Origin of the sequence: Sinomonas atrocyanea, assembly GCF_030812675.1 — a bacterium.
GTDB lineage: Bacteria > Actinomycetota > Actinomycetes > Actinomycetales > Micrococcaceae > Sinomonas > Sinomonas atrocyanea_B.
The window spans coordinates 134,731-156,123 of the sequence record NZ_JAUSTE010000006.1 but is presented as its reverse complement, the minus strand read 5'-3'; the positions used below and the strand labels follow the sequence as shown (position 1 = coordinate 156,123).

22 protein-coding genes are annotated in these 21,393 nt (G+C 71.4%); 14 read left to right on the top strand and 8 right to left on the bottom strand.

Features of this window, described 5'->3' with window-relative positions:
- Positions 1-71 precede the first annotated feature (71 nt).
- Both J2W20_RS10655 and J2W20_RS10650 read left to right on the top strand, forming a co-directional pair.
- Positions 72-632, top strand: a complete 561-nt coding sequence (locus J2W20_RS10655; RefSeq protein ID WP_307006553.1) for a flavin reductase family protein — start codon at positions 72-74, stop codon at positions 630-632.
- Between the two features lie 82 nt (positions 633-714).
- The gene (locus tag J2W20_RS10650; protein ID WP_307006551.1) at positions 715-2,307 is read left to right on the top strand and encodes a 4-hydroxyphenylacetate 3-hydroxylase family protein; all 1,593 of its coding nucleotides are present in this window, start codon (positions 715-717) and stop codon (positions 2,305-2,307) included.
- 256 nt (positions 2,308-2,563) lie between these two features.
- On the opposite strand, the gene J2W20_RS10645 is transcribed toward J2W20_RS10650, so the two are convergent.
- Positions 2,564-3,181 (bottom strand): TetR/AcrR family transcriptional regulator C-terminal domain-containing protein, encoded by a 618-nt coding sequence (locus J2W20_RS10645; protein ID WP_307006550.1) that lies wholly within the window; start codon positions 3,179-3,181, stop codon positions 2,564-2,566.
- An 85-nt stretch (positions 3,182-3,266) separates the two neighbouring features.
- On the opposite strand from J2W20_RS10645, the gene J2W20_RS10640 reads away from it, so the two are divergent.
- Positions 3,267-4,481: a beta-ketoacyl-[acyl-carrier-protein] synthase family protein gene (locus J2W20_RS10640; protein ID WP_307006549.1), complete on the top strand. Its 1,215-nt coding sequence runs from the start codon at positions 3,267-3,269 to the stop codon at positions 4,479-4,481.
- Between the two features lie 27 nt (positions 4,482-4,508).
- Here J2W20_RS10640 and J2W20_RS10635 read toward each other — a convergent pair whose 3' ends face one another.
- Entirely contained in the window at positions 4,509-4,757 is a 249-nt protein-coding gene (locus J2W20_RS10635) for a hypothetical protein (RefSeq protein ID WP_307006547.1), read from the bottom strand.
- Between the two features lie 166 nt (positions 4,758-4,923).
- Here J2W20_RS10635 and J2W20_RS10630 point away from each other — a divergent pair, with 166 nt between their 5' ends.
- Complete coding sequence (locus tag J2W20_RS10630; RefSeq protein ID WP_307006546.1) at positions 4,924-5,868, top strand: helix-turn-helix transcriptional regulator; 945 nt, start codon at positions 4,924-4,926, stop codon at positions 5,866-5,868.
- Positions 5,869-5,913: 45 nt separating this feature from the next.
- Here the strand turns inward: J2W20_RS10630 and J2W20_RS10625 are convergent, their stop codons facing one another.
- Together J2W20_RS10625 and J2W20_RS10620 are read right to left on the bottom strand one after the other, a co-directional pair.
- Positions 5,914-7,098, bottom strand: a complete 1,185-nt coding sequence (locus J2W20_RS10625; RefSeq protein ID WP_307006545.1) for a type II toxin-antitoxin system HipA family toxin — start codon at positions 7,096-7,098, stop codon at positions 5,914-5,916.
- Positions 7,098-7,310, bottom strand: coding sequence for a helix-turn-helix domain-containing protein (locus tag J2W20_RS10620; protein WP_307006544.1), 213 nt, complete (start codon positions 7,308-7,310; stop codon positions 7,098-7,100). Before J2W20_RS10620 ends, J2W20_RS10625 begins: the two co-directional genes overlap by 1 nt.
- A gap of 277 nt (positions 7,311-7,587) precedes the next feature.
- On the opposite strand from J2W20_RS10620, the gene J2W20_RS10615 reads away from it, so the two are divergent.
- On the top strand, positions 7,588-9,201 hold the full coding sequence (locus J2W20_RS10615; RefSeq protein WP_307006543.1) for an AMP-binding protein: 1,614 nt from the start codon (positions 7,588-7,590) through the stop codon (positions 9,199-9,201).
- A 21-nt stretch (positions 9,202-9,222) separates the two neighbouring features.
- On the opposite strand, the gene J2W20_RS10610 is transcribed toward J2W20_RS10615, so the two are convergent.
- Positions 9,223-9,777 carry a TetR/AcrR family transcriptional regulator gene (locus J2W20_RS10610; RefSeq protein ID WP_307006541.1) on the bottom strand — a complete coding sequence of 185 codons (555 nt, stop codon included), beginning with the start codon at positions 9,775-9,777 and terminating at the stop codon, positions 9,223-9,225.
- A 145-nt stretch (positions 9,778-9,922) separates the two neighbouring features.
- On the opposite strand from J2W20_RS10610, the gene J2W20_RS10605 reads away from it, so the two are divergent.
- Both J2W20_RS10605 and J2W20_RS10600 read left to right on the top strand, forming a co-directional pair.
- A complete protein-coding gene (locus tag J2W20_RS10605; RefSeq protein WP_307006540.1) occupies positions 9,923-10,258 on the top strand; it encodes a cupin domain-containing protein in 336 nt (111 codons plus the stop codon).
- A 14-nt stretch (positions 10,259-10,272) separates the two neighbouring features.
- A complete protein-coding gene (locus J2W20_RS10600; protein ID WP_307006539.1) occupies positions 10,273-11,610 on the top strand; it encodes a flavin monoamine oxidase family protein in 1,338 nt (445 codons plus the stop codon).
- On the opposite strand, the gene J2W20_RS10595 is transcribed toward J2W20_RS10600, so the two are convergent.
- Positions 11,607-12,185: a TetR/AcrR family transcriptional regulator gene (locus tag J2W20_RS10595; protein WP_307006538.1), complete on the bottom strand. Its 579-nt coding sequence runs from the start codon at positions 12,183-12,185 to the stop codon at positions 11,607-11,609. The two genes, J2W20_RS10600 and J2W20_RS10595, sit on opposite strands and share 4 nt — an antisense overlap.
- A gap of 218 nt (positions 12,186-12,403) precedes the next feature.
- Here J2W20_RS10595 and J2W20_RS10590 point away from each other — a divergent pair, with 218 nt between their 5' ends.
- The 6 genes from J2W20_RS10590 (at position 12,404) to J2W20_RS10565 (ending at position 19,142) form a co-directional block, all read left to right on the top strand.
- Complete coding sequence (locus J2W20_RS10590) at positions 12,404-13,849, top strand: APC family permease (protein ID WP_307006537.1); 1,446 nt, start codon at positions 12,404-12,406, stop codon at positions 13,847-13,849.
- A gap of 59 nt (positions 13,850-13,908) precedes the next feature.
- Positions 13,909-14,724, top strand: coding sequence for a MoaF C-terminal domain-containing protein (locus tag J2W20_RS10585; protein ID WP_307006536.1), 816 nt, complete (start codon positions 13,909-13,911; stop codon positions 14,722-14,724).
- A 41-nt stretch (positions 14,725-14,765) separates the two neighbouring features.
- The gene (locus tag J2W20_RS10580) at positions 14,766-16,178 is read left to right on the top strand and encodes an aldehyde dehydrogenase family protein (protein WP_307006535.1); all 1,413 of its coding nucleotides are present in this window, start codon (positions 14,766-14,768) and stop codon (positions 16,176-16,178) included.
- A 106-nt stretch (positions 16,179-16,284) separates the two neighbouring features.
- Positions 16,285-17,097, top strand: a complete 813-nt coding sequence (locus tag J2W20_RS10575) for an SDR family NAD(P)-dependent oxidoreductase (RefSeq protein ID WP_307006534.1) — start codon at positions 16,285-16,287, stop codon at positions 17,095-17,097.
- A gap of 18 nt (positions 17,098-17,115) precedes the next feature.
- Positions 17,116-17,892, top strand: coding sequence for an SDR family NAD(P)-dependent oxidoreductase (locus J2W20_RS10570; RefSeq protein WP_307006533.1), 777 nt, complete (start codon positions 17,116-17,118; stop codon positions 17,890-17,892).
- Between the two features lie 119 nt (positions 17,893-18,011).
- A complete protein-coding gene (locus J2W20_RS10565; RefSeq protein WP_307006532.1) occupies positions 18,012-19,142 on the top strand; it encodes an FAD-dependent oxidoreductase in 1,131 nt (376 codons plus the stop codon).
- Between the two features lie 7 nt (positions 19,143-19,149).
- On the opposite strand, the gene J2W20_RS10560 is transcribed toward J2W20_RS10565, so the two are convergent.
- Complete coding sequence (locus J2W20_RS10560) at positions 19,150-19,929, bottom strand: AraC family transcriptional regulator (RefSeq protein WP_307006531.1); 780 nt, start codon at positions 19,927-19,929, stop codon at positions 19,150-19,152.
- A 68-nt stretch (positions 19,930-19,997) separates the two neighbouring features.
- Between J2W20_RS10560 and J2W20_RS10555 the strand changes: the two genes are divergently transcribed.
- Positions 19,998-20,540, top strand: coding sequence for a VOC family protein (locus J2W20_RS10555; RefSeq protein WP_307006530.1), 543 nt, complete (start codon positions 19,998-20,000; stop codon positions 20,538-20,540).
- 24 nt (positions 20,541-20,564) lie between these two features.
- Here J2W20_RS10555 and J2W20_RS10550 read toward each other — a convergent pair whose 3' ends face one another.
- Positions 20,565-21,371 (bottom strand): hypothetical protein, encoded by an 807-nt coding sequence (locus J2W20_RS10550; protein WP_307006528.1) that lies wholly within the window; start codon positions 21,369-21,371, stop codon positions 20,565-20,567.
- Between the last annotated feature and the right edge of the window lie 22 nt (positions 21,372-21,393).

Genomic DNA, 21,393 nt, shown 5'->3' with positions numbered 1-21,393 from the left:
GTTCTTGCACCTCACAGACAGGCGGGACGCGAAGGGCGCCGCCGCGGAGTGTGACTTGGAACACTCGGGCTATGACCACTGACTCAGTCCTCGACCCACGGGACCTGCGCCACGCCTTCGGGCGCTTCGGTACCGGCGTCACGGTCGTCACGACCCGCAATGATGCCGGCGAGGCCCACGGGGCCACGGTGAGCGCCTTCACCGCGGTCTCCCTCGATCCGCCGCTCGCCCAGGTCACGCTCATGCGCGACTCGAAGCTCGCGGCGTATGCCGCGGCCCGGCCGTTCGCGATCAACGTGCTCAGCCTCTCCCAGCAGGACACCTGCCTGCACTTCGCGGGCCGGCCCATGCGGGACGGACCAGCCTGGGGAACGAGCGCCACCGGAGTCCCGGTGCTCGCCGGCAACGCCGCCACCCTCGAGTGCCGCCCGTGGAACGTGTACGACGGCGGTGACCACCTGATCGTCATCGGTGAGGTCCTCGCGCTCGACATCACGCCCGTCCCGCCGCTGCTGTTCTTCGGCGGGAAGTTCCACCACCTCGGCGGCCTCGTCGGCGGGGCGCCGTGGGACTACTGCGGCGACGGCCACGCCGCCCAGCTCGCGTCCTTCCCGGCCCTCGCCCCCGCCTGAACCCGTTCGCCCCTCTCCCAGACCCGCCCACCGCAGTCCGCGGCAGCGCCGCCGTCGGCCGCCATGAAAGGAAACCCACGCCATGACCGAGATCCTCGACCAGCCCGCCACCCAGCTGCCGGACATGAGCACCCGCACCACCCCCGCCAACCCGCTCAAGCCGCAGACCGGCGACGAGTACATCGAGTCGCTGCGCGACGGGCGGGAGGTGTGGATCTACGGCGAACGCGTCAAGGACGTCACCACCCACCCGGCGTTCCGCAACTCGGTCCGGATGGTCGCCCGGCTCTACGACGGCTTCCACCGCGAGGAGACGGCCTCCAAGCTCCTGGTCCCCACTGACACCGGCTCCGGGGGACTCACCCACCCGTTCTTCAAGGCTGCCCGCGGAGTCGAGGACCTGAAGGCCTCGCGGACCGCGATTGAGACGTGGGCCCGGATGTCCTACGGCTGGCTCGGCCGCTCGCCGGACTACAAGGGCTCCTTCCTCGGCACGCTCGGCGGCATGCCCGAGTACTACGAGCCGTACCAGGACAACGCCGACCGCTGGTACAAGGAGTCGCAGGAGAAGGTCCTCTACTGGAACCACGCCATCGTGAACCCGCCGGTGGACCGCCACCTCCCGCCGGACCAGGCCGGGGATGTGTTCATGAAGGTCCAGAAGGAGACCGACGCCGGCCTCATCGTCTCGGGCGCCAAGGTGGTCGCGACCGGGTCCGCCATCACGCAGTACAACTTCATTGCGCACTACGGCCTGCCGATCAAGCGCAAGGAGTTCGCACTCATCTGCACGGTGCCCATGGATTCTCCGGGCGTGAAGCTCATCTCCCGGGCCTCGTACGCGCACCAGGCCGCCGTGATGGGCACGCCGTTCGACTACCCGCTCTCCTCCCGGCTGGACGAGAACGACGCCGTGTTCGTCTTCGACAACGTGCTCGTCCCCTGGGAGAACGTCTTCTCCTACGGCGACGTCGAGAAGATGAACAACTTCACCCCGGCCACCGGCTTCCTCAACCGCTTCTCCTTCCAGGGGGTGATCCGCCTGGCCGTGAAGCTCGACTTCATTGCCGGACTGCTGCTCAAGGCTCTCGAGATCACCGGCACCAAGGACTTCCGCGGGGTGCAGGCCCGCGCCGGCGAGGTGATCGCGTGGCGCAACATGTTCTACGGGCTGGCGGACGCCATGGCGCTCAACCCGGACGCTGGCCCCAACGGGACGGTGCTGCCGAAGGCGGACTACGCGATGTCCTACCGCGTGTTCATGTCGGTCGGCTACCCGCGGATCAAGGAGATCATCGAGCAGGACGTTGCCTCGGGCCTCATCTACCTCAACTCGAGCGCGCTCGACTTCAAGACGCCCGAGATCCGGCCCTACCTCGACAAGTACATCCGTGGCTCCGAGGGCGTGACGGCCGTGGAGCGGGTCAAGCTCATGAAGCTGCTCTGGGATGCGATCGGCACCGAGTTCGGCGGCCGGCACGAGCTCTACGAGCGCAACTACGCCGGCAACCACGAGGGCGTCCGGCTCGAGACGCTCATGGCGGCGCAGGCCAACGGCACCACCGCGGCGATGAAGGGCTTCGCGGACCAGTGCCTCGCCGAGTACGACCTCGACGGCTGGACGGCGCCGGACCTGATCGGCAACGAGGATGTCAGCGTCTTCCTCAACCGCTGACCCTCAGGACCTGACTCCCAGAAGGTGACCCTCAGGACCTGACTCCCAGAAGGTGACCCTTAGGACCTGACTCCCAGAAGGTGACTCTCAGACGGACGGGGACGGCTCCCCCTCCGTTTGGGGGTCACCTTCTGTCCGTCACGTTCTGGGGGTCACCTTCTGTCCGTCACGTTCTGGGGGTCACCTTCTGTCCGTCACGTTCTGGGGGTCACCTTCTGCGGGTGCGGCGGACGACGGCGGCCCGGCCCCTTTCCGCTCAGGGCTCCCGGATGGTCAGGGTGCCGGCCAGGTCGAGGTCGGCCTGGGTTCCCGGGTAGCCGGACTCGGCGATGAGGATCGCCCCGAACGCGGCGGACCAGAAGGTCTTGACCTCCTGCCGGGGGCTGCGGTCGATCACCCAGCCGCGCAGCGCCAGCATGGTCTCGAGGTACTGCTCGGAGATGCGGAACAGGAGGCTCAGGTGGCCCTTGACCACGGGGCTCAGCTTCGGCTTGGCCCGGGCGAGGGCGAGCGCGCTGATCACCACGGGCAGCGACGGGGTCACGAGGGCGGTCCGCGCCATGGCGCGCCGGAACGCCTCGGCCGACGAGAGCCGCGCGCCCACGCCCTCGAGCCGCCCGGCGTCCCGCAGCAGGAGCACGAAGGCGGCGTGGATGAAGAGGGAGTCCTTCGAGCCGAAGTGGTACGTGATCTGGTTCGGGAAGACCCGCGCCGCTGCGGCGATCTGGCTGACCGTCACGGAGTCCGCGGGGCGGGCGGCGAACAGCGCCGCCGCGGCGTCGACGATGCGCTGCCGCGTCTCCGCGCCCCGGCCCTTGCGCGGGGCGAGGAGGCGCCGTGCGGCGGCGGCAGCGCGTGTCTCGACGGGACCCATAGGTGAATTGTATGCTGTACAAACAACCTTCCCTCTTGTACGGCATACAACGCCTGTGCGGGGGCTCTTCCACACAGAGGACATCATGGGGACCGAGATCGTCATCACCGGAATGGGTGCCACGACGCCGCTGGGCGGCACCGTGCCCGAGCTCTGGGGGGGCGTCCTCTCCCTCCGGTCCGGCGTGCGCGCCCTCTCGGGGTTCGACCCCTCGCTGCCCGTCCACATCGCCGGCCGGCTCGCGGTCGAGCCGGAGCAGGCCATGCAGCCCGTCCAGGCGCGCCGCCTCGACCGCAGCCAGCAGGCCGCCGTCATCGCCGCGCGCGAGGCGTGGGCCGACGCCGGCGCCCCGGAGGTCGACGGCGACCGGCTCGCCGTTGTGATCGGCACCGGCATCGGCGGAGTCGAGACCCTCCTGGCCCAGGACGACGTCCTCGAGGCCGCCGGCTCCCGCAGGGTGTCCCCGCGCACGGTCCCCATGCTCATGGCCAACGCCGCCGCCGCGCAGCTGAGCATCGAGTACGGCGCCCGCGCCGCCGCCATGGCCCCGGCCTCCGCGTGCGCCTCGGGCGCCGAGGCGATCGTCCACGCGGCCCGGCTCATCGAGTGCGACGAGGCGGACATCGTCATCGCGGGCGGCGCCGAGGCCGCGATCACGCCGCTGACCATCGCCGGGTTCGCCCAGATCGGAGCCCTCTCGAAGGCCCAGGGCGACCCCGAGGCCGTCTCCCGCCCGTTCGACGCCGACCGCACCGGGTTCGTGCTCGGCGAGGGGGCCGGCGTCGTGGTCCTCGAGCGAGCTGAGCACGCCCGGGCGCGCCAAGCCCGCGTCCGCGCCGCACTCTCCGGCTACGGGGTCACGGCGGACGCGTTCCACATCACCGGCACCGACCCGGAGGGCGTCGGCCAGATCAAGGCGATCCGCAAGGCTCTGCGCCGTGCGGGCATCGACGGCGGCGACATCCAGCACGTCAACGCGCACGCCACCGGCACCCACGTCGGCGACATCAGCGAGGCCATCGCCGTGCGAAAGGCCCTCGGCGAGCAGGTGGCTGTGACCGCGCCGAAGGGGGCGCTCGGGCACCTCGTCGGCGCGGCCGGTGCGGTCGAGGCGATCCTCACGGCGCTCACCCTGGAATCCGGCATCATCCCGCCCACGCGCAACCTCGACCGCCTCGACCCGGCGATCGACCTCGACGTCGTCGCCGGCGCCCCGAGGGCGGCCCGCGTCGAGGCCGCCGTCTCGAACTCGTTCGGGTTCGGCGGCCACAACGTGAGTCTGCTGCTCACCCGCGCCTGAGCCCCGCCGTCCGGGAGGGCGGGGAGTTCACCACGGGCGCGGGCCGAGCATCGCCACGTCCCGGCGCACCTGCTCTCGCCGCTCGTCGAGCCCCTGCGTCCGCCGGTCCGCGCCCCGCCAAGCGCGGACCGCGCCTTCCCACCCGCGCGCCCACCCGCGGACGACGGCGCGCGCCACCTCGGGCACCCGGCCCGCCTCCCGCGCAGCCTCCTGCGCGTTCCCCCGCCCGGTCCACGCCGTACCGTGGAGCTGCTCGACGGTCCCCTGTGCAGCCATGACCACTCCTCTTCCCTGCCCGTTCCGGGGGCTTCCTGATGCCCCGGGACCAGTGTCGCGAGGGTGCAGGACAGGGTCGGTCCGCTGTCTGGCCCGCCAGCGAATCCGGCCGCGCCACCCCAGCTGAGGACAGCTCCTGTCCTCAGCAGGAGTCCATGATGGAGGCATGAACGACACGACGCAGCGCGTCCTGAGCCTGCTGAATCTGCTCCAGTCCCGCCCCGTGTGGACCGGCGCGGAGCTCGCCGAGCGGCTCGGGGTCACCACACGCAGCATCCGCCGCGACGTGGACCGCCTGCGCGAGCTCGGCTACCCCGTGCGCGCCGAGCACGGGACAGGGGGCGGCTACCAGCTCGGCGCAGGGAAGGCGCTGCCGCCGCTGCTGCTTGACGACGAGGAGGCCGTGGCGGTGGCCGTGAGCCTCCGGCTCGCCGCGGGTGGGACGGTCGCGGGGCTCGGCGAGGCCGCCGTCCGCTCCCTCGCCAAGCTCGACCAGGTGCTCCCGGCCAGGCTGCGCGCCGAGGTCAAGGGCGTCATCGAGGCGACCGTGAGCCTGGACAGCCCGGTGACGGCCGTGGACGCAGACATCCTCGTGGCCCTCGCGAGGGCCATCCGCACCCCGGAGCGGGCCACGTTCGACTACACGAAGTCCGGCGGCGAGCGGTCCGAGCGCCGGGTCGAGCCCTACCGCCTCGTGGCCGCCGCGCGCCGCTGGTACCTCATGGCGTGGGATCTGGACCGCGAGGACTGGAGGACCTTCCGGCTGGACCGGATGACGGCAGCGCGCGGCACCGGCTGGCGCTTCAGGCCCCGGGAGGCGCCGGACGCGGTCGAGTACGTCCAGTCCTCCATCACGCAGGCGCCGTACCAGTTCGTCGCCAAGGTCCGCATCCACGCCCCGGCCCACGAGGTCGCCGAGCGCGTCCCGTCCACCATGGCCGTGGTGGAGCCGGACGGCGAGGCCAGCATCCTCACCGCGGGCGCGGACGACCTCGACTACGTGGCCTACCATGTGGTCCGGCTCGGCTGGCCGGTCACCGTGATCGATCCGCCGGAGCTGCGCGACGCGATGCGGGAGCTCGCGGAGCGGCTCACCGCGGCCGGGTCCTGATCGGCGCCCTCCGGCCGCGGGAACCAGGGCAGGCCGGAGCGAGGGCTAGCTGAACTCGGCCCTGCGGTGCCGCAGCTCCCGGAGGGCCCGGTTGAGCGGCGAGCCCTCGAAGGGGAGCGCCGCGAGGTCCGCGCCGGCCGCGGCCCTGAGCGCGAGCGCGGTGGCGGACGCGGCGGCCCGCTCGGGCAGGCCGATCGCCGCTGCGAACTCGGCCCAGTGCCGGGCCCGCAGGCCCTTGGTCCTCCCGGCGATGGGCAGCGCCATGGTCATGTCGCCGTAGAGCACGGTGCTGGGAAGGTCGAAGGCCGGCGCGGGGGCCCGGTGCCCGGCCGGGCCGGTCAGGACCGCCACGTTCTTGGCGTGGAGGTCGCCGTTGCCGGTGAGCCAGGCGAACAGGAACTGCAGGTACAGGTTGCGGACGGCGACCGCCGGTGCCCGGCAGGCCGCTGCGACGGCGGCGACGAGGTCCTCGGCCGCCACCGAGTACTTCGCCGCGGGCAGCATGCCCAGGATCTGGGCTCCGTCCTCGAGCTCGAGCCGGCGCCAGCGGCCGTCGTCGTGCAGCCTGTCGAACCGGGAGACGAGGAGTCCCGGCACTCCTCCGGCGTCGCGCACCACGTGGGCGGAGGCAACGGGGATCCGCAGCGCGCGGGCGGCCGCGAGGTGCAGCGCCTCGTTGAGCACGAGGTGCGGGGTGCCGGGCGGGTCGAGCTTGAGGATCCACCGGTGGTGCGGGGAGGCCACGGGCGCGGAGAGCATCGAGGCGCTGACCTTGTCCTGGACGCCGGGCAGCCCGTGCAGGTCGAGGGCATCGGCGAGCCGCGAGAAGTCCGCGGGCGCCGCGTCGAGGTCGGCGAGCGGTTCCGGCTCGCCCGGCGCCGCGCCCGCGGGCACCACCTGCACATCGCCGGGAACGTCCGCCCCGACGGCGAGGAGCAGCGTGAGCTCGTCGTCGAGGCTCGTCTTCGCCGCGGACCGGAGCACGCTGAGCCGGTGGCCCTCGGGCAGGAGGCCGGCGAAGAACGCGGGGAGGCCATGCAGGGGGCCCACGGCCTCGGGCCCCAGCGGCAGGGTGCGGGCCACCGGCCGGCCCTGCGCCGCGATGTAGTCCTCCCGGTAGGCGAAGCTGATGCGCGCACGCTCGTCTCGCCAGAGCCTGCCGGCGAGGACGCCGGCCTTGTAGACGTCGGCCTCGTCGACGAACCTGAGCGCGGAGAGGTCCCGGGACATCAGCTCGCGCCGATCGTGAGGCCCACCGCCCGCGCGGCGGCGACGACGGCGCCGATGCTCGGGCTCGGCGAGCCGCGCTCGATGTCCCGCACCGTCCGCTCCGACGTCCCGGCGAGCTCGGCCAGGGTGGCCTGCGTGATGCCGGCGTCCTTGCGCGCGGCCCTGATGCTCGCGCCGAGCGCCGCCAGCGCCTCCCGCCCCGCCTCGTCCACCCCGCCTCCTCTCGGCAGGATCCTGCCGATTTCCTGAGCTCCAGTCCACAGTGTCTCCCGCGAGACGCAATCCGGCAAGATCCTGCCGCTCCTCTCGCCGAGGAGGCCCGTGGGCAGCCGCGCCGGCCCAGTCCGGCAGCATCCTGCCGTCCGCCGGGCACCCTTCCGGCCCCGAGCGCCGCTTCAGCCCTTGCTCCGGCCCCGGCGGCACCGCACGATGTCCACAGCGGCGAGTGCCGCCGTCGTGCGCCGATCCGTTGGATCCGAAGGAGAACCCATGTTCGCGAGCCCGTACCCGGACGTCGAGATCCCCGAGGTCCCCCTCCACGAGTACCTGTTCGGGGGCCTGACGGGGGAGGACCTGGAGCGGGTCGCGATGGTGGACGGCACGAGCGGGGCCGAGACCACCTATGGCGAGCTCGTGGCCCGCATCGACGCCCTCGCCGGCTGGCTTGCCGCCCACGGGGTGGGCCCGGGGACCACGCTCGGGATCATGTGCCCCAACATCCCCGCCTTCGCCGTGGTCTTCCACGGGATCCTGCGGACCGGGGCGGCGGTCACCACGGTCAACTCGCTCTACACCGCCGAGGAGACGGGGCGCCAGCTCGCCGACGCCGGCGCCGCATGGCTCTTCACAGTCTCCCCGTTCCTGGACCGCGCCGAGCCCGCCGCCGGGCAGGCCGGCATCCCGCCCGAGCGGATCGTGGTGCTCGACGGCGGCCCCTCGCCCTCCGGTGCGGCGCACCCCACGCTCGGGGAGGCGCTGTCTGGCGGGCTGCACGCGCCGGAGGTGGACGTGGACCCGCACGCGGTCGCGGTCCTGCCCTACTCCTCGGGCACCTCCGGCACGCCCAAGGGTGTGATGCTCAGCCACTACAACCTTGTGGCGAACGTGGCACAGGGCCGGCCGCTGCTGGGGGTGACGGCGGAGGACACGCTCCTGGCCGTCCTGCCGTTCTTCCACATCTACGGCCTCACGATGCTCGTCAACGCGGCCTTCCTGCAGCGGGCGCGGCTCGTGACGATGCCCAAGTTCGACCTCGCCGAGTTCCTGCGCATCACCCAGGACCACCGCTGCACGTACCTCTTCATCGCCCCGCCCATCGCCGTGGCGCTCGCCAAGCACCCGCTGGTGGGTCAGTACGACCTGACGAGCGTGCGGGTGGCGTTCTCCGGGGCCGCGCCGCTGGACGCCGGGCTCGGCGCCGCCGTCGCCGCGCGGCTCGGCTGCGCGATGCTGCAGGGCTACGGCATGACCGAGCTGAGCCCGGCTTCGCACATCATGCCGCTCTCGGAGGCCGGGCGGATGCCTCTGGACTCGGTCGGCGTGACGGTGCCCAACACGCAGTGCAGGCTGCTCGACCCCGCCACGGGCGAGGAGATCCCGCTGCCGCCCGCGGGCGAGGACCCGGAGGCGGTGAGCGCGCCCGGTCAGCTGCTGGTCCGCGGCCCGCAGGTGATGCTCGGCTACCTCAACCGCCCCGACGCGACCGCAGCGACCATCGACCCGGACGGGTTCCTGCGCACCGGGGACATCGCCACGGTCCGCGCGGACGGCGTAGTGACGATCGTGGACCGGCTCAAGGAGCTCATCAAGTACAAGGGCTACCAGATCGCCCCGGCGGAGCTCGAGGCGGTGCTGCTCACCCATCCGGAGATCGCGGACGCCGCGGTCATCGGCGTGCGGGCGGACGACGGCGAGGAGGTCCCCAAGGCGTTCGTCGTCCGCCAGCCAGGGGCCCAGCTGGGGGACGAAGATGTGATCGCCTTCGTCGCCGAGCACGTCGCCCCGTTCAAGAAGGTCCGCGTCGTCGAGTTCCTCGACGCGATCCCGAAATCGTCCTCCGGCAAGATTCTCCGGCGCGAGCTGCGGGCGGCCGAGCGGGCCTAGTGGCAGCCCTGCCTCCGAGGGCTACTTCCTCTCGATGAGCGAGCCGAGCCGCGTGATCGCCGCGACGATCTCCTCGCGCTCCGCCACGGTGACCTGCTGGAGGACGAGCCCGTCCAGCGCGGCGAACACGGCGCGGGCCGCGGCGCGCTCGGGCTCGTATCCGTACCGGACCAGAACGTCCTGGACCATGCTGATGTAGCTCTCGTAGAGGTTCCCTGCGATCCGGCGCAGCTCCGGGCTGCGCCGGGAGGCCAGGATCATGGAGTACTGGAAGACCTGCAGGTTCGGCTCCTCGCCGACAATGCGGGTGAGGGTCTCGGCGAAGTCGCGGTCGATGGCCGATGCCAGCGTGAGGTCCGCCCGCTGCTGGGTGCGCTGCACCGCCCAGACCGTCGCCGCCTCGAGCATGGCTTCCTTCGACCCGAAGTGGTGTGAGATCAGGGTGTTGTTCACATGCGCCCGCTGCGCCACCTTGCGGTAGCTCAGTCCGTCCAGGCCCTCTTCCGCCACGACATCGACCACCGCGCGGATGAGGGCCTCGCGCCCTGTGCCGTACCTGACCTCACTGACCGTCATAGATCGATGCTACCGGCGCACCCGCAAAAACTCTGCAGATGCAGAGCTTGACACTGAAAACTAAGCAAGTGCAGAGTAGTGGGCGTAGTGATACGGGCCACGTCCACCGATGGCCGGCCCTTCCCCTTCGCAAAGGAGCGATCCCATGAGTGCACCCATCTTCCACGCCGACACCGACCGGGAGCTGGCCGAGCCCTTCGCCGTCGGCACGGTCCAGTGGCTCCGCAAGCCGGGTGACGGCGATCGGCCCGCCCTCTCCGGCGGGATCTGGGCCGTGACGCCCGAGGACGCCCCGGAGACGTTCGACCTCGCCTTCGAGGAGGATGAGACCCTCTACATCGTTGAGGGCCACCTGCGCATCGAGGTGATCGGCGGCGAGACCTTCGACCTCACCGACGGGAGCATGGCCTCGTTCAACAAGGGGGCCAAGACACGCTGGACCGTGGTCAAGCCGACCACCGAGTTCTTCGTCTACAGCTGACGGGACCGGGCGACATGCAGAACACTTCAGACGTCATCGTCATCGGAGCCGGCTTCGCCGGCCTCGTCGCCGCCCGCGAGCTGAGCAGGAAGGGCCTGAGCGTCCAGATCCTCGAGGCCCGCAACCGCATCGCCGGCCGGACTTGGCTCGAGCCCCGGATGGGCCGCAACCTCGAACTCGGCGGGACCTGGATCCACTGGAGCCAGCCCCACGTCTGGGCCGAGCTCACCCGCTACGGCATCGGCGTGGTCACGGCCCCGGAGTTCGAGAAGGCCTACTGGCATGCCGACGGCAGGCTCCACGAGGGCGCGCCGGAGGAGCTCATGGCGATCCTCGATGGACCGAACCGCAGCTTCCTCGCCCCGTCCCGACGGCTCATCCCCCTGCCGTACGAGCCGCTCACCAACCCGGCGGTGAAGGAGGCGGACCAGCTGACCGTCGCCGAGAAGATCGACGAACTCGGCCTGGACACCGTCGCGGACGAGCTCATGCGCAGCTTCTGGGCCCTGAACTTCAATGGCCGCATCCAGGATGCCGCCTACACCCAGGCCCTCCGCTGGGCCGCCGCCGCGTTCCACGAGTGGCCGATCATGTTCGAGACCTGCGCGACCTACAAGGTCCAGGGCGGCACCCAAGCCCTCGCCCGGGCCATCCTCGCCGACTGCGGCGCGACGCTGACGCTCAACACCCCCGTCGCACACGTGCGCCACGACGAGAAGGGGGTCGTCGCCGTCGGACGCGACGCCACCGAGTACACCGCGCAGGCCATGGTCGTCACTGTGCCCCTGCACACCCTGGACGGCATCCGCTTCGAGCCGGAGCTGTCCGCGGGCAAGCGGGAGGCCGCCGAGCGCGGACAGCTCGGACTCGGGACCAAGCTCTGGATCAAGGTCAAGGGCCGCCACGAGCGCTTCGTGGCCATGGGCCCCCAGGAGTGGCCGCTGAACTTCGTCCAGGCCGAGTACCTCGATGCCGAGAGCACCACGCTCGTGGCCTTCGGCCCGGACGGACCCTCCGTCGACGTCGACGACGCCGCGGCCGCCCAGGAGATCCTGAGGCGGTGGATCCCCGAGATCGAGGTCCTCGAGGTCTCCGGCCACAGCTGGGTCGAGGACGAATTCGCCCGCGAGACCTGGCCCATGCACCGTGCAGGCTACCTCTCCGAGAGCCTGCCCGAGCTCCAGCGTCCCGAAGGCAGGATCCACCTCGCCGGGTCCGACTACGCCAACGGCTGGGGCGGATTCATCGACGGCGCCATCGAGAGCGGGTTCACCGCAGCCTGCAACATCACCGAGCAGCTCCACACCCGGCAATGGCCGCCGGCCGCCAACCCGGTCCGGCAGGCAGGCTAGCCGCGGGAACGGGACGGTGTGCCGACCGCGACCCCCAGCGCCTCGACCGCGTCGGAGAGCTGTTCGGCGGTGATCGCCCTGCAGAAGTACTGCAGGGTGAGGCCATCGAGCGCGGCGAACATGGCCAAGTTCAGGCCGGGGTTGTCCTCGGCTCCGAGGGCGGTGCGGCCGGCGGCCAGGGCGGCCACGTAGCGGCCGTAGAGCTCGCGGACGGCGTCCTGGAGCTCGGGCCGCCGCGTCGCCTCGATGACCATCTCGAACTGGAAGATCTCGATGTCGGGCTCTGACAGGACATTCCGGATGAGGGCCTCGCGGAAGGCGGTGGAGTCGGTCGCGTACTCGCTGAGGTCGGCACCCCCGATGGCGCGGTCCACGGTCCACTCCAGGGCCGCGGCGAGCAGCCGGTCCCGGGTGCCGAAGTGATGGGCGATGAGGCTGTTGTTCAGGCCTGCCTCCTCAGCCACGGCTCGGAAGGTCAGCCCGCGCAGGCCCTTGCGCGCGCCGACGCGGACGGCTGCTTCGAGGAGCGCCTCCCTGCCCTCGCCATGACTGGGCTGTCGTTTCTCGCGGCTCACAGGTTCAGCTTAGGCGCTCCCCAGAACCCGCCAGACGCCCTTGACACCCCGCCGCGAACGCTCGTAATCTCTATCACTAAGCAGATGCTCAATATGGGGCCAGGGATCCCATACTGCATCGGACGTCCAGCTCGCAGCCTCGGCACTCGCGCCCCACGAGGCGTCCCAAACTCTCCCCGCCCGCACAGGGCCATCGCAGTAGGTCCAAAGGAGGACCCGTGAGCAATACCCAGCACGAGGTCGTGGTGCCGCCGTCCGTCGGCGAGACACGACTGAAGTCCAACAGCCTCGGATTCATCGGAATCGCCTTCTTCGTGGTCTCCGCCGCAGCGCCAATGGCGGCGTTCGTGGGCGCGAGCCCGGTGATCTTCTCCGTCATGGGCCCGGGCGTCCCGCTCGTCTACGTCCTGGTCGCCCTCGTGATCGCAATCTTCGCGGTCGGCTACCTGAAGATGAGCCGCCACATCGTCAGTGCGGGAGGCTTCGTCGCCTACATCTCGCGCGGCCTTGGGCGGCACGCGGCCACGGGCGCGGCCGGGATCGTGATCGTCACCTACGTCTCGCTCCAGGTGGGCCTGTGGGCCCAATTCGCGGTGTTCGCACAGCAGCTCGCCTCGCGCCTGTTCGGCCTCGACCTCCCGGTCTGGGGGTGGGTGCTGGCATTCCTCATCATCACTACGGCGCTCACCATGCGCGGGGTGGACCTGAACCTGCGCATCCTCGGGGTGCTGCTGGTCCTGGAGATCATCGCCATCGCGGCCCTGGTCATCGGGATCATGGCGGGATCGGGGGGCAAGGACATGTCGCTGGTGAGCTTCGCCCCGTCACAGCTGGTCCAGCCCGGCCTCGGCGTGGCCGTGCTGTTCGTCTTCGCCTGCTTCACGACCTTCGAGGCCACAACCGTCTTCGCCGAGGAAGCCCGCGAGCCCCGCCGCACCATTCCCCGCGCGCTGTTCGCCGTGATCATCTTCGTCGGCGTCTTCTACACGGTGGCCACCTGGGCCATCAGCGTGGCGGTCGGCCCGGACAAGGTCCAGGACGCAGCGACGAACGACCTGGCCGGCATCATCTTCTCGGTCGCCGGCAAGTACGTCGGGCCGTGGCTGGACATCACGATGCAGGTCCTGGTCGTCTCGAGCTTCATCGCGATGCTCATCGGGGTGCAGAACATGTTCTCCCGCTACGTCTTCGCCCTCGCACGGGGAGGGGCACTGCCCAAGCCGCTCTCACGGGTCTCGAAGAAAGCCCAGGTCCCCGCCACTGCGGCACTGGTGAACGGCATCGTGATCGCCGTGATCCTCATGGCCTTCCTCTGGTCCGGTGCCGACCCGATCGTGATCGTCTTCTCCTGGTTCGTCGCCTTGGGCACTGTGGGCTTCATCGTCATGATGGGCTTCGCCTCCGTCTCCATCCTCGTCTTCTTCATCCGCGAGAAGCTCGAGCGCGGATTCTGGAGCACCCGGGTCGCCCCCGCCGCCGCGATCGTGCTCATGGTCACCGTCCTGACGATCGCCATCGCGAACTACGACGCGATGCTCTCGGGCGACGGCTCCATCGCCAGGCAGCTGCTGTGGTTCATCCCCGTCGCGTTCGCCGGCGGCGCAGTCCTTCCCCTGGTCAAGAAGGACATCGACTTCGACCGCATCACCACAGCCGGCGGCTGACCGGGCCTCGCGCCCTCATCCCACGCTCCTCTGCAGAACCACCAACGTAAGGAACCTCCATGTCGACCACCCCCCAGCAGCTCGCCCCGACCGAACAGGACTATGTCCCCACGGACCAGTGGCCCGATGTGACCGTGATGCTCGACGGCTTCGGCATGCCCACCCTGCCGGCCAGCGACAGCCTCGAGGGAGCACCCATCGAGGTCCGCTTCGAGAACGGCTGGACGATCGAGCACACCTTCGCCGACGGACAGATCACCTGGACGATCACCGACGGGGAGGGCGCCGGGCAGTCGGGAACCCACCCCTACCGCGCCGTCGAGGTCCGCCCGGGCATCTTCTTCGTCGACTTCGTCAAGGGCGAGGGCGCCCACTCCAACGATGTCTCCATGGTCATCGACCAGTCGGACGGACGGGTGACCGTCGCGGACTCCTCCTTCGTCGACCGCGACGGCAAGGTCCGCATGCACACCGAGATCCGCTCCGGCCGCGTCGCCGGCACCGGCGAGATCGAGCCCCGCCGGCGGACCAGCGAACTCGTCGGCAAGCGGATCTACTACCGCTACAGCCCCACCGAGCACTACGAGCACATCTACCTCAACTCCGGCACCTTCGCCTGGCACTGCGTCAAGGGCGGCGAAGTGGGCCTCGCCGACGCAGACCCGATCCAGGTCTTCGAGCTCGCCGACGGCATCGTCATCCTCCACTGGAGCGAAACCGTCATGCCCGTCGAGTCGATCGTCGTCATCGACCTGGCCAACAAGCGCTCCATCGGGCGGATGTTCTGCTGGGACGGCCCGACCCTGGACACCGTCCACCTGCCCTTCGACAGCCAGTTCACCATCCTCGAGGACACCGCCTACCCGGCCGAATGACCCGTAGACGGACCCCCACGAGAGCACCACAGGAGACCACCATGACCACTACGACGACGTCGATCCTCGACGCCATCACCGTCCCCGAAGGCCAGGGCCGGCCCATCCCCGATGCAGCGACCCGCGAGATCATCGGCCACGCCCCCGTCCACGGGCTCGACGACCTCGAGGCAGCGATCGCCGCCGCGCGGCAAGCCCAGCCGGCCTGGAACGCCCTCGGCCACGCCGAACGGTCCCGCATCCTCAACGCCATCGCGGACGACCTCGAGGCCAACCTCGAAGAGCTCGCCCACATCCTCTCCCGCGGGCAGGGCAAGCCCCTCGACGGGCCGAACGCCCGCTTCGAGGTCGGCGCGTGCGCAGTGTGGACCCGCAACGCGGCGAACACCGTCCTCGAACCCGAGGTCGTCTTCGAGGCAGGCGCCGCCCGCTCCGAGGTGCACTACGACGCCCTCGGCGTCGTCGGGGCCATCGGACCGTGGAACTGGCCGATGATGATCACGGTCTGGCAGATCGCCCCCTCCCTGCGCATGGGCAACACCGTGGTGGCCAAGCCGAGCAGCTTCACCCCCCTGTCCGTCCTGGCCCTCGCCGAGATCTTCAACCGCCACCTGCCCCAGGGCGTCCTCACCGTCGTCTCCGGCAACCGTGAGGTCGGCGCCGCGATCGCCGCCCACCGCGGCCTGGACAAGATCATGTTCACCGGCTCGACCGAGGCCGGCCGCAAGATCGTCGCCTCCTCCGCCCAGAACCTGGCCCGGCTCACCCTCGAACTCGGCGGCAACGACCCGGGCATCGTCCTTGCCGGCACCGACGCCACGGCGATCGCGGAGAACCTCTTCTGGGGCTGCTTCATCAACACCGGCCAGACGTGCGCCGCGCTCAAGCGCCTCTACGTCCACGACTCCGTCTACGACGACGTGGTCGAGGCCCTTGCCGAGCTCGCCCGCGCACTGCCCATGGGCCCGGGCCTGCAGGACGGCAACGTCCTCGGCCCGCTGCAGAACCAGAGCCAGTTCGACATCGTCAAGGACCTCGTCGACGACGCCCGCGCGCGCGGCGCCCGCATCGTCGCCGGCGGCGAGCCCGCCCCCGAACTCGGGCCACTCTTCTACAAGGCCACCGTCGTCGCCGACATCGAGGACGGCGCGCGCCTCGTGGACGAGGAGCAGTTCGGGCCGGCCATCCCCGTCATCAGGTACACCGACGTCGACGACGCCATCCGCCGCGCCAACGCCTCAGAGCAGGGACTCGGCGCCTCGGTCTGGTCCGACGACGTCGATGCCGCGGTCGCGGTCGCCAAGCTGATCCAGGCCGGAACCGTGTGGATCAACCAGCACGGCACCCTCAACCCGGACGTGCCCTTCGGCGGGACCAAGCAGTCCGGCTACGGCCAGGAGTTCGGCGTCGCCGGCCTCAAGGCCGTCGCAGCCCCCAAGGTCATCAGCCGCTGACTCGGGGGAGAGGCCTCCGCGCCGGGCCGCGCGCCGTCCTCGGACCGCGCCGGCCCGGTGTCCGAGGGCAGGATCCACCACCACCTGAATTCGGAGGAACCACACCATGGCCTACACCGGCTCCCACGTCGACGGGCACGTCGTCGTCGTCACCGGCGGCGGCACCGGGATCGGCGCTGCCATCGCCGAACGCTATGCGGCAGAGGGCGCCCACGTCGTCATCCTCGGCCGCAGACCCGGGCCGCTCGAGGCCGTGGCCGAGGAGATCGGCGCCCTGCCGCTCGTGGCCGACGCCGGCGACCCGGCAGCCGTGGAAGCGGCTCTCGCCGCCGTCCTCGAGCGATACGGCCGCGTCGACACCCTCGTCTGCAACGCAGGCGGCCCCGGCTTCACCTCAGTGGGCGAGACCAGCGACGCCGGCTGGGCCGAGGCGCTCCACTCCAACCTCACCACCTCGTTCGCCATCGTCCGCGGATTCCTCCCCGCGCTGATCGAAACGGCCGGCCGGATCGTGATCGTCTCCTCGCTCTCCGGACTCTTCGCTGGCCCCTCGATGGCCGGCTACGTCACGGCCAAGCACGCCCTGATCGGGCTCACCAAGTCCCTTGCCCGGGACTACGGCAGGCACGGCGTGCGAGTCAACGCCGTCTGCCCGGGGTGGGTCCGCACGCCCATGGCCGACGAGGAAATGGACGAGCTCGTCGAGGGCGCCGGCCTGCCCTCCCGCCAGGGCGCCTACGACGCCGTGACGGCCGATCTCCCACTCCGCCGCCCGGCCGCCCCAGCTGAGATCGCGGCCGCCGTCCGCTTCCTCGGCTCCGACGAGTCCTCCTACATCACCGGGGCCACCCTCGTCGTCGACGGCGGCGCCCACATCGTCGACCTGCCCACCCTCGCCTTCGAGAAGGCACGGGGCTAGCGGAGAGGAAGCCAGCACATGGATCTGAATCTGGACGGGCGCGTCGCCCTGGTCACAGGAGGCGCGTCGGGCATCGGCCGGGCCTGCGTCGACGCCTTCGTGTCCGAGGGAGCCCGCGTCGCCATCCTCGACCGCTCACCCGGAGGCCACCGCCTCGCTGAGGCCTACCGCGACCAGTGCGCGGACGTCGTCTTCGAGCAGGCCGACCTCACCGACGAGCACGACGTAGAACACGCCGTGCGCAGGATCGTCTCCATCCACGGGGGGATCGACACGGTGATTGGCTGTGCAGGCATTTCAGGCCCCGTGGGCGCCCGGGTGGATGAGATCGACGCCGGTGACTGGGAGAAGGTCATGGCCGTCAACGTCCGAGGCAGCTTCCTGATCACCAAGCACACCCTCGGACACCTGCAAGCCAGCGACGTCGGCACCATCGTCTATCTCGCCTCCGACTCGGCCTTCGTCGCCTACGAGGGCATGGCCCCCTACAGCGCCTCGAAGGGCGCCCTCGTCATGCTGACCAAGGCCGTCACCGCCGACTGCCCCCGGATCCGCGCCAACGCGCTGTGTCCGGGAATCGTCGACACCCCCATGTCCCGGTCCGACATGGGCCATCCCGACGGCTTCGAAGGCACCCGGCTCCCCGTCATCCCAGCCCGCCAAATCGCCCACCACGCCCTGTTCCTCGCCTCGCCCGCCAGCGCGCCGATCAACGGGACAACCCTTGTCTCCGACTTCGGCTACCTCGCCCGGCCTGCCCTCGGCTCCCTCGACTTCGCAGCCCAAGGGCAGTGACACCGCGCGGTGCCGTCCGTCAGCCCACAGAAGCCCTGCGGCAGCGGTCCCTGTTGGCGAAGACCCCGCTCCTGATGGATTACTAGAAGCACAGCGACCGAGAGACTCAGGAGCAGGCCATGGAATCGACCGACTACGCCGTCATCGGAGCCGGGCTGGCCGGTGCCTCGACAGCGTGGCACCTGGCGGCGCGGGGCCATCAGGTGACCCTCCTCGAGCGCACCACCCCGGCCAATGAGCTGGGGAGCTCCCACGGGTCCGCGCGCATCTTCCGCTACGCCTACGAGGACGAGTTCTACACGCGCCTCCTCCAGCGCTCCGAGGACGGCTGGGCGGAGCTGGCCCGGCTCAGCGGCCGCGAGCTCATCACCGCTACCGGGTCCGTCGACTACGGCGCCGAGCGCGACCCCGCGGCGCTCGCCGGGGTGCTCGCGGCCTGCGGGGTCGAGCACGAGCTGCTCGGCGCCGAGGAGGCCCGCGGGAGGTGGCCCCAGATCGCCTTCGACACCGACGTGCTGTGGCACCCCGGCGCGGGCGTCATCGACGCGCAGGAGACGGTGATGGCCCTGGTCCGCGCCGGCGCCGGCCATGGCGCCCGGGTCGAGACCGGCTGGGCGGCCCGATCCGTGGCCCGGGACGGGTCCGCGTTCGTCATCACGGCGGAGGACGGGCGGACTCTGCGCGCCGGCCGGGTCGTCGTCGCCGCGGGCGGTTGGCTGCCGCGGCTGCTCGCGGCGCTTCCCCTGCCGGAGGGGTTCCTTGGCGCCATGCCGCACCTCGAGGTCCGGCAGGAGCAGGCCTACCACTTCCCCTACGCCGAGTCGCCGGCCGAGGCGCCCGCGATGTGGCCCACGTTCATCCACATGCGCCGGGGCTGGACGGCGTACGGACTTCCGGGCGGGCGCGACGCAGGGTTCCGCGGGCAGAAGATCGCCGAGTTCAACGGCGGCAAGGTCCTTCCCTCGGCGGCGGACCAGGACGGAGTGATCGACCCGGAGAACCGGCGCCGCGTCGTCGAGTACGTGCGCGAGTACCTCCCGGGCCTGGTCCCCGAGCCCTACGCGGAGACCACATGCCTGTTCACGAACACGCCGACCGAGGACTTCGTTATCGACTCCGCCGGCGGCATCACGGTCGTGTCCCCCTGCTCCGTGCACGGGGCCAAGTTCGCGCCCGTGATCGGCGAACTCGCCGCGGATGTGGCCTCAGGCGCCGGAGGCGTCCCCGGGCGCTTCCGCGTGGCCCGATAGACCGCCCTCAGCGGCCCGCGTACTCGCGCGGCGTCATCCCGAGCACGGCGCGGAAGTCCCGGGTGAGGTGGGGTTGGTCGGCGTAGCCGAGGCTGTGGGCGAGCTCGGCGAGCGGCGTGCGGGGTTCGGCGCGCAGGCGCTCGGCCGCGAGCTGGATCCGCCGCCGGCGCATGAGCGCAGCAGGGCTCGGGCCCAGGAAGTCGGCGGCGAGCCGGTCGAGCGTGCGCTCGGAGGCCCCCATCGCGGCCGCGAGGTCTGCCACCTTCAGCAGCCCCGGCCGCGCGTCGGCGAGCTCGGCCATGCGGTTCGCCTCGAGCCCGCGCGGGTCCGCGGCCGGCAGCAGCCCCACGATCCAGCGCAGCACCGCCTCCGCCGCCTCCGCGTAGCGGTCCGCCGCAGGCCGCTCCGAGCCCATGGCGCGCACGACGGCGCGGTGCACCTCGGGCGCGTCGAGGTCGCGTTCGGCGTCGGCGAACTCCGCGGGCCGGCGGGCGAACAGCGGCGTGGCCGCGGGGCGCAGCAGCAGCCCCACACCCCATCCGCAGCCCGCGAGCGTGCGGGTGGAGGCCGACGTCGTGGGCCCGTAGACGGCGAACCTCTCCGGCTCGGCGACGATGTTCAGCGCGGGATAGCCGAGGACCAGCTGGCGGACGGCCTCGCCCGCGGGGAGGTCCCACTCGACGATCCAGAGGTGCCGCACGGCATGGCCGGCCCAGTCCGGCGGGGCGATCCTCGTGATCGGCGCGCGCGGGTCGGGGGTCAGCTCCCCGCGGGATGTGGGCTGCACAGGGCACAGCCTAGGCGGTGGCGGGATTCTTCAAGAGCGCCGATGCGGCCGGCGGCTAGCGTGGCCGCATGAGCGAAGAGACAGAAGAGACCCCCGCCGCCTCGCGCAGCCGCGCCGCCAACGGCGAGCACACCGTCAACGGGATGCCGCGCGGCTCGACCTCGCTGACGCCGTTCATCGTGGTCGACGGCGCCGAGGCGGCGATCGGCTTCTACGAGGCCGTGTTCGGTGCCCGGCTCCTCTCCCGGACGGACATGCCCGGCCCCGACGGCAGGCCCCTCGTGGCGCACGCCGTCCTCGACTTCCCCAGCGGCCGGCTTGAGCTCGGCGACGCGAACCCGCAGTACCACCTCGTGCTCCCGCCGGCGGGGGACGACGACTGCTACTCGCTGGCCGTCTACGTCCCGGATGTCGATGAGGCCCTGGAGCGTGCCGTGGCCGGCGGGGCGACGGTGCGGGAGCCCGCCACGGACTTCGTCTCGGGGGACCGTTTCGCGAGCATCCGCGACCCGTTCGGGATCCGCTGGTCCGTCATGACCCGGGTCGAGGACCTCTCCGACGACGAGGTGAAGGCCCGCATCGACGCGTGGGCCGCGTCCCTGGGCGGCTGACGCGGCTGACGCGGCCGACGCGCCTCAGGGCGCGCCGCTTGCAGGGATGCCGGCGAGGTAGGCGGGGAACTGCCAGCCGCCGAAGAAGCCCAGCGCCTCGATCCAGCTCGCCTCCGTCCGCGCATCGGCGGCCGCACCCGCAGCGGTCATCGAGCGCGCGAGCGCGGCGAGGCGCTGGGCGATCGACGCGAGCCGCTCCCTGGCATCGGCCAGCCGCGCTGCGGTCGCGGCCTCGTCCTCCGCCCCGGCACGCACCGCCTCGGCGAGGTGGAAGCGGCACAGGGGCACGCCGCCGTCGTCCGCGCCGGAGACCGGACCGCCGAGGCAGTCCGGGCAGGCGGAGGGGAGCCACTCCTCGGCCGTCGCCGCGCACCAGCGGCGGGTGTGGCGCAGGAGGTTCGCCTCCGCCGCGAGCGCTGCGCTGTTCGAATTCGCGTACCCCAGGGCGAACCCCTCCCGCGGAGTCCCCGCGAGCTGGGAGCAGAGGTAGCAGCGGCGCGAGGGCACGAGGGCGGCCTCGGCGCGGCGCCCCCAGCCACGGGGCCTGCCCAGCCGGTCGGACAGGGTGCGGGAGAGGTCCTCGTACAGCACGCACACGTCGAAGGGCTGGTGGCCGCCGCGGCCGCCGACCCCCGCCTCCCACAGCTCGATCTCCACCACCGCGTACGCCCAGGTGTGCCGGGGGCAGAAGCCCAGCGAGGCGCGCAGCCAGGACCGCACCGCGGCGTCCATGATGTCGCCGTGCACGAACGCCCACAGGAGGCGCGTCTCCTCCGTGGTGAGCAGCAGCGGCTCCGCAGGCAGCAGCCCGAAGCGGTCCGGAACAGCCATGCCGGCCTCCTCGCAGCGCGCT

Bases quoted from the DNA above. Each gene is read 5' to 3' on its own strand.
- J2W20_RS10655 (WP_307006553.1), top strand. From the start codon at position 72: ATGACCACTGACTCAGTCCTCGACCCACGGGACCTGCGCCACGCCTTC.
- J2W20_RS10650 (WP_307006551.1), top strand. From the start codon at position 715: ATGACCGAGATCCTCGACCAGCCCGCCACCCAGCTGCCGGACATGAGC.
- J2W20_RS10645 (WP_307006550.1), bottom strand. From the start codon at position 3,181: ATGGGTCCCGTCGAGACACGCGCTGCCGCCGCCGCACGGCGCCTCCTC.
- J2W20_RS10640 (WP_307006549.1), top strand. From the start codon at position 3,267: ATGGGGACCGAGATCGTCATCACCGGAATGGGTGCCACGACGCCGCTG.
- J2W20_RS10635 (WP_307006547.1), bottom strand. From the start codon at position 4,757: ATGGCTGCACAGGGGACCGTCGAGCAGCTCCACGGTACGGCGTGGACC.
- J2W20_RS10630 (WP_307006546.1), top strand. From the start codon at position 4,924: ATGAACGACACGACGCAGCGCGTCCTGAGCCTGCTGAATCTGCTCCAG.
- J2W20_RS10625 (WP_307006545.1), bottom strand. From the start codon at position 7,098: ATGTCCCGGGACCTCTCCGCGCTCAGGTTCGTCGACGAGGCCGACGTC.
- J2W20_RS10615 (WP_307006543.1), top strand. From the start codon at position 7,588: ATGTTCGCGAGCCCGTACCCGGACGTCGAGATCCCCGAGGTCCCCCTC.
- J2W20_RS10610 (WP_307006541.1), bottom strand. From the start codon at position 9,777: ATGACGGTCAGTGAGGTCAGGTACGGCACAGGGCGCGAGGCCCTCATC.
- J2W20_RS10605 (WP_307006540.1), top strand. From the start codon at position 9,923: ATGAGTGCACCCATCTTCCACGCCGACACCGACCGGGAGCTGGCCGAG.
- J2W20_RS10600 (WP_307006539.1), top strand. From the start codon at position 10,273: ATGCAGAACACTTCAGACGTCATCGTCATCGGAGCCGGCTTCGCCGGC.
- J2W20_RS10585 (WP_307006536.1), top strand. From the start codon at position 13,909: ATGTCGACCACCCCCCAGCAGCTCGCCCCGACCGAACAGGACTATGTC.
- J2W20_RS10580 (WP_307006535.1), top strand. From the start codon at position 14,766: ATGACCACTACGACGACGTCGATCCTCGACGCCATCACCGTCCCCGAA.
- J2W20_RS10575 (WP_307006534.1), top strand. From the start codon at position 16,285: ATGGCCTACACCGGCTCCCACGTCGACGGGCACGTCGTCGTCGTCACC.
- J2W20_RS10570 (WP_307006533.1), top strand. From the start codon at position 17,116: ATGGATCTGAATCTGGACGGGCGCGTCGCCCTGGTCACAGGAGGCGCG.
- J2W20_RS10565 (WP_307006532.1), top strand. From the start codon at position 18,012: ATGGAATCGACCGACTACGCCGTCATCGGAGCCGGGCTGGCCGGTGCC.
- J2W20_RS10555 (WP_307006530.1), top strand. From the start codon at position 19,998: ATGAGCGAAGAGACAGAAGAGACCCCCGCCGCCTCGCGCAGCCGCGCC.
- J2W20_RS10550 (WP_307006528.1), bottom strand. From the start codon at position 21,371: ATGGCTGTTCCGGACCGCTTCGGGCTGCTGCCTGCGGAGCCGCTGCTG.